Source organism: Pseudomonas sp. NMI542_15, assembly GCF_021283425.1.
Lineage (GTDB): Bacteria > Pseudomonadota > Gammaproteobacteria > Pseudomonadales > Pseudomonadaceae > Aquipseudomonas > Aquipseudomonas fortuita.
Genome location: NZ_JAJSRO010000001.1, coordinates 71,186 through 84,325, shown reverse-complemented (window position 1 = coordinate 84,325; position 13,140 = coordinate 71,186). Strand labels below are relative to the sequence as shown.

General features: G+C 63.8%; 11 protein-coding genes. 9 read left to right on the top strand and 2 right to left on the bottom strand.

Going from position 1 to position 13,140, the window contains the following annotated elements; all coding sequences use genetic code 11:
• Positions 1-6: 6 nt before the first annotated feature.
• From LU684_RS00365 to LU684_RS00335, 7 genes are all read left to right on the top strand, one after another.
• On the top strand, positions 7-1,251 hold the full coding sequence (locus tag LU684_RS00365; protein ID WP_016487463.1) for an NAD(P)/FAD-dependent oxidoreductase: 1,245 nt from the start codon (positions 7-9) through the stop codon (positions 1,249-1,251).
• A gap of 22 nt (positions 1,252-1,273) precedes the next feature.
• Positions 1,274-2,056 (top strand): amino acid ABC transporter ATP-binding protein, encoded by a 783-nt coding sequence (locus LU684_RS00360; protein ID WP_016487464.1) that lies wholly within the window; start codon positions 1,274-1,276, stop codon positions 2,054-2,056.
• A 441-nt stretch (positions 2,057-2,497) separates the two neighbouring features.
• Complete coding sequence (locus LU684_RS00355; protein WP_016487465.1) at positions 2,498-3,307, top strand: gamma-glutamyl-gamma-aminobutyrate hydrolase family protein; 810 nt, start codon at positions 2,498-2,500, stop codon at positions 3,305-3,307.
• A 451-nt stretch (positions 3,308-3,758) separates the two neighbouring features.
• On the top strand, positions 3,759-4,670 hold the full coding sequence (gene kdgD, locus LU684_RS00350) for a 5-dehydro-4-deoxyglucarate dehydratase (protein WP_016487466.1): 912 nt from the start codon (positions 3,759-3,761) through the stop codon (positions 4,668-4,670).
• A 104-nt stretch (positions 4,671-4,774) separates the two neighbouring features.
• On the top strand, positions 4,775-6,139 hold the full coding sequence (locus LU684_RS00345; protein WP_016487467.1) for an MFS transporter: 1,365 nt from the start codon (positions 4,775-4,777) through the stop codon (positions 6,137-6,139).
• Positions 6,140-6,218: 79 nt separating this feature from the next.
• Positions 6,219-7,772: a galactarate dehydratase gene (gene garD, locus LU684_RS00340; protein ID WP_232893995.1), complete on the top strand. Its 1,554-nt coding sequence runs from the start codon at positions 6,219-6,221 to the stop codon at positions 7,770-7,772.
• A gap of 159 nt (positions 7,773-7,931) precedes the next feature.
• A complete protein-coding gene (locus tag LU684_RS00335) occupies positions 7,932-9,512 on the top strand; it encodes an aldehyde dehydrogenase (NADP(+)) (RefSeq protein ID WP_070086701.1) in 1,581 nt (526 codons plus the stop codon).
• 141 nt (positions 9,513-9,653) lie between these two features.
• On the opposite strand, the gene LU684_RS00330 is transcribed toward LU684_RS00335, so the two are convergent.
• A complete protein-coding gene (locus LU684_RS00330; protein WP_016487470.1) occupies positions 9,654-10,403 on the bottom strand; it encodes a FadR/GntR family transcriptional regulator in 750 nt (249 codons plus the stop codon).
• A gap of 198 nt (positions 10,404-10,601) precedes the next feature.
• Here LU684_RS00330 and LU684_RS00325 point away from each other — a divergent pair, with 198 nt between their 5' ends.
• Both LU684_RS00325 and LU684_RS00320 read left to right on the top strand, forming a co-directional pair.
• Positions 10,602-11,252, top strand: coding sequence for a DUF998 domain-containing protein (locus tag LU684_RS00325; protein ID WP_102689897.1), 651 nt, complete (start codon positions 10,602-10,604; stop codon positions 11,250-11,252).
• A gap of 74 nt (positions 11,253-11,326) precedes the next feature.
• Positions 11,327-11,656: a hypothetical protein gene (locus LU684_RS00320; RefSeq protein WP_102689898.1), complete on the top strand. Its 330-nt coding sequence runs from the start codon at positions 11,327-11,329 to the stop codon at positions 11,654-11,656.
• Between the two features lie 165 nt (positions 11,657-11,821).
• Here LU684_RS00320 and LU684_RS00315 read toward each other — a convergent pair whose 3' ends face one another.
• Complete coding sequence (locus tag LU684_RS00315) at positions 11,822-13,036, bottom strand: YeeE/YedE family protein (protein ID WP_024717475.1); 1,215 nt, start codon at positions 13,034-13,036, stop codon at positions 11,822-11,824.
• Between the last annotated feature and the right edge of the window lie 104 nt (positions 13,037-13,140).

The window sequence follows — 13,140 nt, the reverse complement described above, 5'->3', positions numbered from 1 at the left end:
CGCTCCATGCATTGCCAGACCCTTGTCCTCGGCGCCGGCATCGTCGGCGTCAGCACCGCCCTGCACTTGCAGGCCCGCGGGCGCCAGGTAGTCCTGATCGACCGCGACGAACCCGGCAGCGGTACCAGCCACGGCAACGCCGGGCTGATCGAGCGCTCCAGCGTCATCCCCTATGCCTTCCCCCGGCAGGTGGGTGCCTTGCTGCGCTACGGCCTGAACCGCCAGCCCGACGTGCGCTACAGCCTGGCGCACCTGCCAAAGGCGGCGCCGTGGCTATGGCGCTACTGGCGCCAGTCGGCCCCGGCGCGCCTGGCCGGGGCCGCCGCCGATATGCTGCCGCTGGTGCAGCGCTGCGTCGAAGAACACGACGCATTGATCGAAGCCGCTGGCCTGGAAGGGCTGGTGCAGGCCAAAGGCTGGATCGAAGTGTTCCGTGACCCTGCCCTGTTCGAGCAGGCCAAGGCCGACGCCAAGGGCCTGAGCCGCTATGGCCTGCAATTCGAAATCCTGGAATGCGGGCAGTTGCAGGCTCGCGAGCATCAACTGGATGCCACCGTGGTCGGCGGCATCCACTGGCTCGACCCCAAGACCGTGAACAACCCCGGCGCCCTCACACGCGGCTACGCGGCGCTGTTCCTGCAGCGCGGCGGGCAGTTCCTGCACGGTGATGCGCGCAGCCTGCGCCAGGCCGACGGCCAATGGCGGGTAGAGAGCCGCCGTGGCCCGATTACCGCCGACGAGGTGGTGGCCTGCCTCGGCCCGCAATCGGCCGAGCTGTTCAGCGGCCTGGGCTACCAGATTCCGCTGGCGATCAAGCGGGGCTATCACATGCACTACAGCACCCGTGACGGCGCAACGCTTGAGCATTCAATCTGCGACACCCAGGGCGGCTACGTGCTGGCACCGATGGCGCGCGGCGTGCGCCTGACCACCGGCATCGAATTCGACGCCAGCAGCGCACCAGGGAACCAGATCCAGCTGGGCCGCTGCGAGGCGCTGGCGCGCAAGCTGTTCCCGGCTTTGGGTGAGCGCCTGGACGATACCCCTTGGCTCGGCCGCCGCCCGTGCCTGCCCGACATGCGCCCGGTCATCGGCCCCGCAGCGCGCCACCCCGGGCTGTGGTTCAACTTTGGCCACGCCCACCACGGCCTTACCCTGGGCCCGGTCAGCGGCCGGCTGGTGGCCGAGCTGATCACCGGCGAGCCCCCTTTCACCGACCCTGCGCCCTACAGCGCGACTCGTTTCGACTGAACCCACGCGGGAGAAAAACAACATGACCGCCCCCCTGAGCCTTGCAAGCCTTGCCCCCGAGCCCGACCCACGCCCGGTGCTGATCCGCATCGAAGGCCTGAACAAGCACTACGGCGCGTTCCACGTGCTGCACAACATCAACCTGCAGGTGCGCGAAGGCGAACGCATCGTGCTGTGTGGGCCGTCCGGCTCGGGCAAGTCGACCCTCATCCGCTGCATCAACCGCCTGGAAGTGGCCCAGCAGGGCACCATCCAGGTGGATGGCATCGACCTGGCCGCCACCACCCGGGAAGCGGCGCAGGTGCGCAGCGACATCGGCATGGTGTTCCAGCATTTCAACCTGTTCCCGCACATGAGCGTGCTCGACAACTGCCTGCTGGCCCCCACCAGCGTGCGCGGGCTGTCGCGCAAGGACGCCGAAGAGCGGGCGCGCATGTACCTGAGCAAGGTGGGTATCGAGAGCCAGGCGCACAAGTACCCCAGCCAGCTATCAGGCGGCCAGCAGCAGCGCGTCGCGATTGCCAGGGCACTGTGCATGAAGCCGCGGATCATGCTGTTTGACGAGCCCACCTCGGCGCTGGACCCGGAAATGGTCGCTGAAGTGCTGGATGTGCTGGTACAACTGGCCGGCACGGGCATGACCATGCTCTGCGTCACCCATGAAATGGGCTTTGCCCGGCAGGTAGCCGAGCGGGTGCTGTTCCTTGAGGGTGGGCACATCATCGAAGACAGCCCGCCGCAGGTGTTCTTCAACCAGCCGCGTACCGAGCGGGCCAAGGCGTTCCTGGCGCAGATACTGCACTGAGCAAAATGTTTGATGCTTGTGCTGACCCTATCGCCGGCAAGCCAGCTCCCCCAGGATATCTGCAGCTTTCAAGGCCGATGCAGTACCTGTGGGAGCTGGCTTGCCGGCGATAGGGCCAGTAGCACAAACTCCAGGCCCCCTTCATTGCACCGCTGCAAAGACCCAACTGCGTCGTTAAATATTATTGACCAACACCCCCGCCAAACCCACGCCGCCACAGGCCCGCATCGGTTTCAGCCCCCAAAAACCGGTGCATTCCCCGCACTAAAGCCCGCTTCCGTCGTTTGACATATCGAACGGCTCTGGCAAGCTATCTACAAGCCCCGACCGGAATCGTCGCCTCTGACGAGCCGGCAGTGCTCGGAGCTTCAGGCTGCACCCAGGGCCCCGCGCCGTGCACCTGCACAACAACGACAGGCCGAACCTGTCCCAAGGTGACATATGTCCAACAGCAACATTGGCAACAAGCAACCTTCCCTGCGCAAACCCGTCGTCCTGATGACCATGGGCAGCCAAGAGCGCAAAGGCCATGACTATCAGGTCATGACCCACAAATACATCACCCCGCTGGTCGAATTCTCCGATTGCGTCCCGGTACTGGTGCCCACCTGCTGCGGCACTGAAGACCTCGACACCTACCTGGACATGGCCGACGGCGTGTACCTGACCGGCGCTGGCAGCAACATCGACCCGGCCCTTTACGGCCAGGAGAATGAAACCCCAGGCAAGGGCCAGGACCAGAACCGCGACCTGTTCGACATCCCGCTGGTGAAAGCGGCGATCAAGCGTGGCCTGCCGATTTTCGGCATCTGCCGTGGCATGCAGGAAATCAACGTGGCCCTGGGTGGCGACATCTACCAGAAGGTGTACGCCGAGCCTGGCTTCAACGACCACCGGGAAAACCCTGAAGACCCGGTTGAAGTGCAGTACGCCCAGGTACATGGTGTGAAGATCAAGCCGGGCAGCTGGCTGCGTGACACCCTGGGTACCGACGAAATTCGCGTCAACTCGCTGCATGGCCAAGGGCTGCGCACGCTCGGCGCCGGCATCGAAGCCATCGCACTGGCCGAAGACGGCCTGGTCGAGGCCATTCACGCCCCGAGCATTTCGCCCTTCCTGTTCGCTGTGCAGTGGCACCCGGAGTGGCAAGCTGCGAAGAACCCGGATTCGATCAAGATGTTCCAGGCCTTCGGCGATGCTTGCCGTGCCCAGGTACGCAAGGCGCAAATCAAGCGCCAGCACGCGGCCTGACCTTCAGTTTCCTCTGCTTTGATCGCGGGGCGGCGCAAGGCCGCCCCCGTATCCCCGGTCACCCTCTGCTGGTCCCAGAACACTTCCCGTGGAATCGGGCGGCGGCCTTGTGCCTGTCTCCGCGATCGTTTTTTTCCTTCCCCATAAAGAGATACGATGACTGATAGCGGATAGTCTGCCATCGGTGTCTTTCCTTGCGCCATGGTTCGCCTGCATTGGCCTCTTCGCGGGTAAACCCGCTCCCACAGGGATCTGCACAGGGGTCAAAGGGGGCGCCGTTCCTGTGGGAGCGGGTTTACCCGCGAAGAGGCCAGTACAGGTAATCCCCCTTCCTCCTTGCCTCACTGCAAAAAATCTCGCAAAGGGGACTAGCCATCGCTCAAGTTGTACGATAACCTACCTCCAGCACAGAACAACACCTTCACCCAAGCGCCACAGGATGCCTACAACAATGAATCCACAAGAACTTAAATCCATCCTCTCCCACGGCCTGCTGTCTTTCCCGGTCACCGACTTCAACGCCCAGGGCGATTTCCACCAGGCTGGCTACATCAAGCGCCTGGAATGGCTGGCCCCGTATGGCGCCAGCGCCCTGTTCGCCGCGGGTGGTACCGGTGAGTTCTTCTCCCTGGCCGCCAGCGAATACAGCCAGGTGATCAAGACCGCCGTCGACACCTGCGCCACTTCTGTCCCTATCCTCGCTGGCGTGGGCGGCTCCACCCGCCAGGCCATCGAATACGCACAGGAAGCCGAGCGCCTGGGTGCCAAAGGCCTGCTGCTGCTGCCGCACTACCTGACCGAAGCCAGCCAGGACGGCGTCGCCGCCCACGTCGAAGCAGTGTGCAAATCGGTGAAGATCGGCGTGGTGGTGTACAACCGCAACGTCTGCCGCCTGAATGCCGACCTGCTGGAAAAACTGGCCGAGCGCTGCCCGAACCTGATCGGCTACAAGGATGGCCTGGGTGATATCGAGCTGATGGTGTCGATCCGTCGCCGCCTGGGCGAGCGTTTCAGCTATCTGGGCGGCCTGCCGACCGCCGAAGTGTATGCTGCCGCCTACAAGGCCCTGGGCGTACCGGTGTACTCCTCCGCCGTGTTCAACTTCGTGCCGAAGACCGCCATGGACTTCTACAACGCCATCGCCCGTGACGACCACGCTGCCGTGGCCAAACTGATCGACGATTTCTTCCTGCCGTACCTGGACATCCGCAACCGCAAGGCCGGCTACGCCGTAAGCATCGTCAAGGCCGGTGCCAAAATTGCCGGTTACGACGCTGGCCCGGTGCGTACGCCGCTGACCGACCTCACCGCAGAAGAGTACGAGATGCTCGCCGCGCTGATGGACAAGATGGGCCCGCAGTAAGCGTTGCCCGCGGCCTGCCACATGCCGCGCCCGGAGTGGGCCAGCCCCGCTCCGGTTACAATTCGTGAGCCCGCACAAAAATAACTAGTGGGAGTATTGCCAGCATGCAAGCGACTAAGAAGACGCATGTGCGCTACCTGATCCTGTTCATGCTGTTTCTGGTGACCACGATCAACTATGCCGACCGCGCTACCATTGCTATCGCAGGTTCCAGCCTGCAGAAAGATCTCGGCATTGACGCCGTAACCCTCGGTTATATCTTTTCCGCCTTTGGATGGGCTTACGTGGCTGGCCAGATTCCTGGTGGCTGGCTGCTCGATCGCTTCGGTTCCAAAAACGTTTACGCTTTCAGCATCTTCACCTGGTCGCTGTTTACCCTGCTGCAGGGGTTTGTCGGTGGCCTGCCGGTTGCCTGGGCTGTCGTCACCCTCTTCACCCTGCGCTTTCTGGTCGGTTTCGCCGAAGCCCCGTCGTTCCCGGGCAACGCGCGCATCGTCGCCGCCTGGTTCCCGACGCAGGAGCGCGGCACTGCCTCAGCCATTTTCAACTCGGCGCAGTACTTCGCCACTGCGCTGTTCGCCCCGATCATGGGCTGGATCGTGTTCAGCTTCGGCTGGGAGCACGTGTTCGTGGTCATGGGTGTGCTGGGCATCATCTTCTCGATGGTGTGGCTGAAAACCATCTACAACCCGCGCCAGCACCCACGCATCAGCCAAAGCGAGCTCGAACACATCGAGCAGAACGGTGGCCTGGTGGACATGGACCAGAAGCGCGGCAACGCCGGCCCGAAATGGGGCTACATCAAGCAACTGCTGACCAGCCGCATGCTGCTGGGCGTGTACCTGGGTCAGTACTGCATCAACGCCATCACCTACTTCTTCCTCACCTGGTTCCCCGTGTACCTTGTGCAGGAACGTGGCATGACCATCCTCAAGGCCGGCTTCATCGCCTCCCTGCCGGCGGTCTGCGGTTTCATTGGTGGCGTGCTGGGGGGCGTGATCTCCGACTGGCTGCTGCGCCGGGGCAACTCGCTGACCTTCTCGCGCAAACTGCCCATCGTGTGCGGCCTGCTGCTGTCGACCACCATGGTGTTCTGCAACTATGTGGATGCCGAGTGGATGGTGGTTGGTTTCATGACCCTGGCGTTCTTCGGTAAAGGCATTGGCGCGCTGGGCTGGGCGGTGGTGGCAGATACCTCGCCGAAGCAGATCGCCGGGCTGTCCGGTGGCCTGTTCAATACGTTCGGCAACATCGCCTCGATCACCACCCCTATCGTGATCGGCTACATCATCAGCGCCACCGGCTCGTTCAAGTGGGCACTGGTGTACGTGGGCGCCAACGCCCTGGTAGCGGTGTTCAGCTACCTGGTGATCGTCGGCCCGATCAAGCGTATCGAGCTGCGCGACGATGCCCCAAAGCCACAGGCTGAGCCTGCCGCCAACGGCGAACTGGCCAGCTCGCGTCACTGAGTGAACACGCCCGCACCGATGCAACCGGTGCGGGCGGATGTACAAAAAAGCCTGAGAACCTGACAAGTAGGGCCCAAACATGCAGTTGATCGAACATTCCGACTCGCCCCGCTACGTCCGCCTGCACGACGACGATAACGTCGTGGTGGTGGTCAACGACGGCGGCCTGGGCGAAGGTGCCCGCTTTGCCGACGGCCTGACTCTGGTCGAAGGGGTGCCACAAAGCCACAAGGTGGCCACCGTGGCCATCGCCAAAGGTGAGCCGGTGCGCCGCTATGGGCAAATCATTGGCTACGCGCTGGAAGACCTGCACCAGGGCAGCTGGGTGCAGGAAAGCCAACTGGCCATGCCGTCCGCCCCGGAGCTGGACAGCCTGCCGCGCTGCGATGCCGTCCCACACCCGCTGCCGCCGCTCGAAGGCTTCACATTCGAAGGCTACCGCAACGCCGACGGCACCGTCGGCACCCGCAACATCCTCGGTATCACCACCACCGTGCAGTGCGTGACCGGCGTGCTCGAGCATGCGGTCAAGCGTATTCGCAGTGAACTGCTGCCCAAGTACCCCAATGTCGATGACGTGGTAGCCATCACCCACAGCTACGGCTGCGGGGTGGCCATCAACGCGCGCGATGCCTACATCCCGATCCGCACCGTGCGCAACCTGGCGCGCAACCCCAACCTGGGTGGCGAGGCGCTGGTCATCAGCCTGGGCTGCGAAAAGCTGCAGGCCGGCCAGGTGATGCACGAAAACGACCCTTCGGTACACCTCAGCGACCCGTGGCTGTACCGCCTGCAGGACGCCAGCCTGGGCTTTGTGGAAATGATCGAGCAGATCATGGCGCTGGCCGAAACCCGACTGAAGAAACTTGACCAGCGCCGCCGCGAAACCGTACCGGCCAGCGAGTTGATCCTTGGCATGCAGTGCGGTGGCAGCGACGCCTTCTCGGGCATCACCGCCAACCCCGCGCTGGGCTACGCCGCCGACTTGCTGGTACGCGCCGGCGCCACCGTGCTGTTCTCCGAAGTGACCGAGGTGCGCGACGCCATCTACATGCTGACCTCACGTGCCGAAAACCAGGAGGTCGCCGGCGCCCTGATCCGCGAAATGGACTGGTACGACCGCTACCTGCAACAAGGCGCCGCCGACCGCAGCGCCAACACGACGCCGGGCAACAAAAAAGGTGGCCTGTCCAATATCGTCGAGAAGTCGCTGGGGTCGATCGTCAAGTCCGGCAGTGGCGCTATTCAGGGCGTGCTCGGCCCAGGCGAGCGGGTAACGCGCAAGGGCCTGATTTTCTGCGCCACCCCGGCCAGCGACTTTGTCTGCGGCACCCTGCAACTGGCCGCCGGCATGAACCTGCATGTGTTCACCACTGGCCGAGGCACGCCCTACGGGCTGGCCATGGCACCAGTGGTCAAGGTGTGCACGCGCAGCGAACTGGCCCAGCGTTGGCCCGACCTGATCGATATTGACGCCGGGCGCATCGCCACAGGGCGTTCGAGCATCGAAGAGCTGGGCTGGGAACTGTTCCATTACTACCTGGACGTAGCCAGCGGCCGCAAGCAGACCTGGGCCGAGCAGCACCGCCTGCACAACGACATCACCCTGTTCAACCCGGCACCGATTACCTGATGCCCCAGGGGTTGCTGGACCATAGAACCAACCCCTTCCCTGTGGGAGCGGGCATGCCCGCGAACACCGGCAAAGCCGGTGCCATACACCGGGTTGCCTGCTTCGCGGGCACGCCCGCTCCCACAGTCCAATTCCCCGTCAGCCAACAGGAGCACCCCAATGCCTGAAATCCTCGGCCACAACTTCATCGCCGGCCAGCGCAGCGCCGCTGGCACTCAGCGCCTGCAGAGCCTGGACGCCAGCACTGGCGAAGCCCTGCCCTACAGCTTCGCTCAAGCCAGCGAAGCTGAAGTAGACCAGGCCGCCAAGGCCGCCGCTGCCGCCTTCGCTGAGTTCCGCCAACTGGCCCCGGCCCGCCGCGCCGAATTCCTCGACGCCATCGCCGCCGAACTGGACGAGCTGGACGACGCCTTCGTCGCCATCGTCTGCCGCGAAACCGCCCTGCCCGCCGCCCGTATTCAAGGCGAGCGTGGGCGCACCAGTGGCCAGATGCGCCTGTTCGCCCAGGTATTGCGCCGTGGCGATTTCCTCGGTGCACGTATCGACCTGGCCTTGCCAGAGCGCCAGCCGATACCGCGCGTGGACCTGCGCCAGATGCGCATTGGCGTCGGCCCGGTCGCCGTGTTCGGTGCCAGTAACTTCCCGCTAGCCTTCTCTACCGCCGGCGGCGATACCGCTGCGGCGCTGGCCGCCGGTTGCCCGGTGGTGTTCAAGGCGCACAGCGGCCATATGGCCACTGCCGACCTTGTCGGGTGCGCCATCGTGCGCGCCGCCGAGCGCACCGGCATGCCCAAGGGTGTGTTCAACATGGTATTCGGTGGCGGTGTAGGCGAGTGGCTGGTCAAGCACCCGGCCATCCAGGCCGTCGGCTTCACCGGCTCGCTCAAAGGCGGCGACGCCTTGTGCCGCATGGCCGCCGAGCGCCCACAGCCGATTCCTGTGTTTGCCGAGATGTCCAGCATCAACCCGGTCATCATCCTGCCAGCCGCCCTGGCCAAACGTGGCGAGGCGATCGCCCGCGAACTGGCAGGCTCGGTGTGCATGGGTGCCGGCCAGTTCTGCACCAACCCTGGGTTGGTGATCGGCCTGCAATCGCCACAGTACAGCCAGCTACTGGCCGACCTTGGCCAGCATCTGGACCAGCAGGCTGGGCAAACCATGCTCAACGCAGGGGGCTTGCGCAGCTACGTGGGAGGGCTTGAGCACCTGCAGGCCCATGCCGGTATCGAGCACCTGGCCGGCCAGCCGCAAGAAGGCAACCAGGCCCGCGCCCAGCTGTTCAAGGCCGATGCCCGCCTGCTGGTCGAGTCTGATCCGCTGCTGCAGGAGGAAGTGTTCGGCCCAACCACCGTGGCCGTAGAAGTGCAGGACAACGACCAACTGCGCAACGCCCTGCTGGGCCTGCGTGGCCAGCTGACCGCTACCCTGATCGGCGAAGCGGAAGATTTCGAGGCCTACGCCTGGCTGGTGCCGCTGCTGGAGGAGAAAGTCGGACGCATCCTGATCAATGGCTACCCGACTGGTGTCGAAGTAAGTGATGCCATGGTCCACGGTGGGCCTTACCCTGCGACCTCGGATGCCCGCGGTACCTCGGTGGGTACCTTGGCCATCGACCGCTTCCTGCGCCCGGTGTGTTACCAGAACTACCCGCAGGCCCTGCTGCCTGAAGCCTTGCGCGACGGAAACCCATTGGGGCTGCGCCGCCTGGTGAATGGGCAATGGAGTGACCAGGCGATCTGACCGAACGCCTGAAACAACAAAGCCCCGCATATGGCGGGGCTTTTCTTTGGGCTTTAGCGCCCTGCTACACCCTCAAGGATATGCAGATCCCAGTGGGAGCGGCCGTGCCCGCGAAGAGGCCAGTACCGGCGACCAAAGGTCTCAGACCCCCTGCGCCTCAGCCTCTTCATGCACCTGACGCAAGCGCTCACGGCTATTGCTCAGGTGCATGCGCATGGCCATTTTTGCCCCCTCACTGTCACGCCGGGCGATTGCTTCATAAATGGCCTCGTGCTCATGCATCAAGCGGCTCATGTAGTGCGCCTGGTCATCATGCGCCAACCGCGCAGAGTTCACCCGGGTACGCGGGATGATGCTGGTACCCAAGTGGTTGATGATATCGGCAAAGTAGTGGTTGCCGCTGGCCTGGGCAATGCGCAGGTGGAACTGGAAGTCCGCCGAAACCGCATCATTGGCATGGGCCGCCCCTTCGTTGAGTTCGTCCAGCGCCGCGCGCATGCCCGCCAGCTCTTCATCACTGCGCCGCTGCGCCGCCAGGCCCGCCGATTCGATCTCCAGCGCAATACGCAACTCCAGCACCGCCAGCACTTCACGCAGGGTGACCACAGTCGCCGGGTCGATGCGAAAGCCCCCCGAAGCGGGCGCGTCCAGCACGAACGTACCGATCCCATGGCGTGTCTCGACCTGCCCGGCCGCCTGCAGCCGCGAGATCGCCTCACGCACCACGGTGCGGCTCACGCCCTCTTCAACCATGATCTGCGATTCGGTCGGCAGCTTGTCGCCACGCTTGAGCTGGCCACTGCGAATGCGTTCGGTCAGCACTGTGACCAGTTCCTGGGCCAGACTACGCGGCTTGCGCCGGGTCCTTGCCTGTACCTGCTGCTCTGTCATTGCCCTGTATTTCACCTTGGAAGACAGCGCTCATCATAGCGCAAGCAGTTGTACGATCACATACACCCGGTGCGGTATTTATTGCTCCTGCTTGCATCCCTCGCCCATGGAAAAACCGGTACAAGCGCTGGCCCAGAGCCCGCACAAGCCTGTACTGTGCGCCTTTGCGCTCACTCATCCATGGAAGGAAAATGCAGCATGAAACCTCTCGACCGTCTGTTGCTCGCCAGCGGCCTGCTGATACCCCTGTGGTTGCTGGCAGGTGTGTGGCTCACCGCCCAGGCTTACCCCGGCTATGACCACTTGCAACAGGCCATGAGCCAGCTCGGCGCCGTAGGCGCGCCCACCCACAGCTGGTCACCACTGGCCAACAACTTCCCCCTGGCGGCCCTGTTCGCGCTGTTTGCCTGGGGCCTGGCGCGGCGCTGGCGTGGATCGAAACTGGCACTGTTGAGTGCGGCCTTGGTGTTGCTGCATGGTGTTGGCAGCCTGGGCACCGGCTGGTTCCCCTGTGACCAGGGTTGCGCACCGGCGCAGCCGTCCATCTCGCAGCAACTGCATAACCTGTTTGGCTTGCTGATGTTCCTCTCGCTGACCCTGGCCAGTGCCCTGTGGGCGTGGCTGGGCAATCGTATTGCAGGCTCGCGGGCCCTGGCGCTGTGCTCGCTGGCCTGCGTGGTGCTGGCGATCATTACCGTCGCACTGATGGGCCAGGCAGCACAAAACGGCCAGCTGTTCGGCCTGTATCAACGGCTGAACTATGGTGTGTCGGTGATTTGGGCGGCCAGCTTGGCCTGGGCAAGCCTGCGCACGCCAGCCGCCAGCCCGCTGCGCATGGCGGTGATCTGACGGCAAATTGCTGGCCCCCTGCATCGCAAAGCGAAGGCAAACTTCGTTCTCCTTCAGATGCTTAGGACAGCAACATGCGAGTAATTCTAGCAACCATGGCCGGGTGCTTGCTGGCCACGCTGGCTTTTGGCGCCCAGGCCCGGGCGCTGAGCCAGAACGATCGCCACACCTGCGGCTGGGGTGCGCAGATCGCCGCCGACGCCCAGCAGGCCAAGCTTTCCGGGGTGACCCTGTATGCCACGCGCAAGAAGCTGCAGGTACGCAAATTCCCCAAACCCTGGATGCGCATGACCGCCTTCGGTATTACCGAGCAGACCTACAACAGCCGCTCGCGGCTCAAGCCTGCCGCGATCAGGCAGACTTACTATGAGCAGTGTATCCAGCACGCTCTTGCCAAAAGATAAATTGCTATTTATCAATAGGTTATCGACGAAATATAAAGTGGTTTTCGAGCACCTCGATCGCGACCAGTGTGACGCTGCCCAGCCACACGACTGGGCAGCAGACGTTGGATACTCAGGCGAAGTGCAGATGATTTCTGCACCGCTTGCAGCAATTCACGCAGTGCCTCAGCAGCCCGTCAGCACCGCCGGGCGCCGCTCACCCGCGAAAAACAACGGGCGAAGACGCACGCCGATCAGATTACCGGCGTAAGCCGCCACCAGCCACAGCCAGCCATGCACGCTGCCCGAGGCTATGCCACTGAAATACGCACCGATATTACAGCCATAGGCCAGCCGCGAACCGTAGCCCAACAGCAGGCCGCCGATGACTGCGGCAAGCAGCGACGGCAACGGGATTTTCAGGCTTGGCGCAAAGCGCCCCGCCAGGCCAGCCGCCAGCAGCGCACCCAGCACGATGCCCAGGTCCATCACCGTGGTGATGTCTTGCCACAACGGTGAGGCCAACGCCTTGGCATTGGCCGGCGCCTGCCAGAACACCCAGCTGCCGACATCCACGCCCAGGCCGTTGAGGGTTTTGGCCCCCCACAAGGCGAAGGCCGAAGTAATGCCCCACGGCCGCCCCGCCAGCGCCAGGGTCGCGTAGTTGAGCAGTGCCAGGGCAATGGCGCCCCACAGCAGCGGCCAGGGGCCACGCAGGAAGCGCCGCAGGCCCTGGTGCTCGCTGGCAACTGGCGCTTCCAGCGCGCCGTGCCGGCGCTTTTCCAGCAGCACGGTGACCCAGGCAATCAGCCCGAACACTGCCAGGCTCACCAGCAGCGCCGGCCCCATACCCCAAACCTGCACGAGCGAGGTTGCCGGGAAAGACGGCAAGGCAAACCACCAGTCGGCATGATGGGTGGCGGTTACAGAACCCATGATGAAGAACAGCAAGGTCACAAGCATGCGCGCGTTACCACCGCCCACGGTGAACAATGTGCCCGATGCGCAACCACCACCCAGTTGCATGCCGATGCCGAAGATGAACGCCCCGAACACTACCGAAACACCCGCCGGGGCCACCAGGCCGGTGACCGGGTTACCGAGCAGGCTGCCAGCTGACAATGCGGGAAAGAACAGCAGCACGGCCAGGGCCAGCATGACCATCTGTGCCCGCAGGCCTGCTCCGCGACGCTCGGTGATGAACACCCGCCAGGCCGAGGTGAAGCCGAAGGCGGCGTGATACAAGGTCAGGCCGAGCGCTGCGCCGACCAGCAGGAGCAATACCTGCTTGAAGCCGGCATTCAAATTGAGGAACCAGGCGCCAGCCAACAGTAAGGCCAAGGCGATCATAGGCGCGCCCTGGCGACGCGGTTCAGGTGTGGCAGTTGCGCAAAGACCCATCGGAGTACTCGGATAACAGTAAAACGGGCGAGGAGTATAACCCTAACGGTTAACGCAATCCTTGCAAGAGTGGCCTTGTGTCGCGATGGGCCGCAACGCGACAC

Excerpts from the sequence above, each read along its gene's own strand:
- LU684_RS00335 (WP_070086701.1), top strand. The coding sequence starts at position 7,932 with ATGCCTGAAATCCTCGGCCACAACTTCATCGCCGGCCAGCGCAGCGCC.
- LU684_RS00345 (WP_016487467.1), top strand. The coding sequence starts at position 4,775 with ATGCAAGCGACTAAGAAGACGCATGTGCGCTACCTGATCCTGTTCATG.
- LU684_RS00320 (WP_102689898.1), top strand. The coding sequence starts at position 11,327 with ATGCGAGTAATTCTAGCAACCATGGCCGGGTGCTTGCTGGCCACGCTG.
- garD (WP_232893995.1), top strand. The coding sequence starts at position 6,219 with ATGCAGTTGATCGAACATTCCGACTCGCCCCGCTACGTCCGCCTGCAC.
- LU684_RS00355 (WP_016487465.1), top strand. The coding sequence starts at position 2,498 with ATGTCCAACAGCAACATTGGCAACAAGCAACCTTCCCTGCGCAAACCC.
- LU684_RS00315 (WP_024717475.1), bottom strand. The coding sequence starts at position 13,036 with ATGGGTCTTTGCGCAACTGCCACACCTGAACCGCGTCGCCAGGGCGCG.
- LU684_RS00330 (WP_016487470.1), bottom strand. The coding sequence starts at position 10,403 with ATGACAGAGCAGCAGGTACAGGCAAGGACCCGGCGCAAGCCGCGTAGT.
- LU684_RS00365 (WP_016487463.1), top strand. The coding sequence starts at position 7 with ATGCATTGCCAGACCCTTGTCCTCGGCGCCGGCATCGTCGGCGTCAGC.
- kdgD (WP_016487466.1), top strand. The coding sequence starts at position 3,759 with ATGAATCCACAAGAACTTAAATCCATCCTCTCCCACGGCCTGCTGTCT.
- LU684_RS00360 (WP_016487464.1), top strand. The coding sequence starts at position 1,274 with ATGACCGCCCCCCTGAGCCTTGCAAGCCTTGCCCCCGAGCCCGACCCA.
- LU684_RS00325 (WP_102689897.1), top strand. The coding sequence starts at position 10,602 with ATGAAACCTCTCGACCGTCTGTTGCTCGCCAGCGGCCTGCTGATACCC.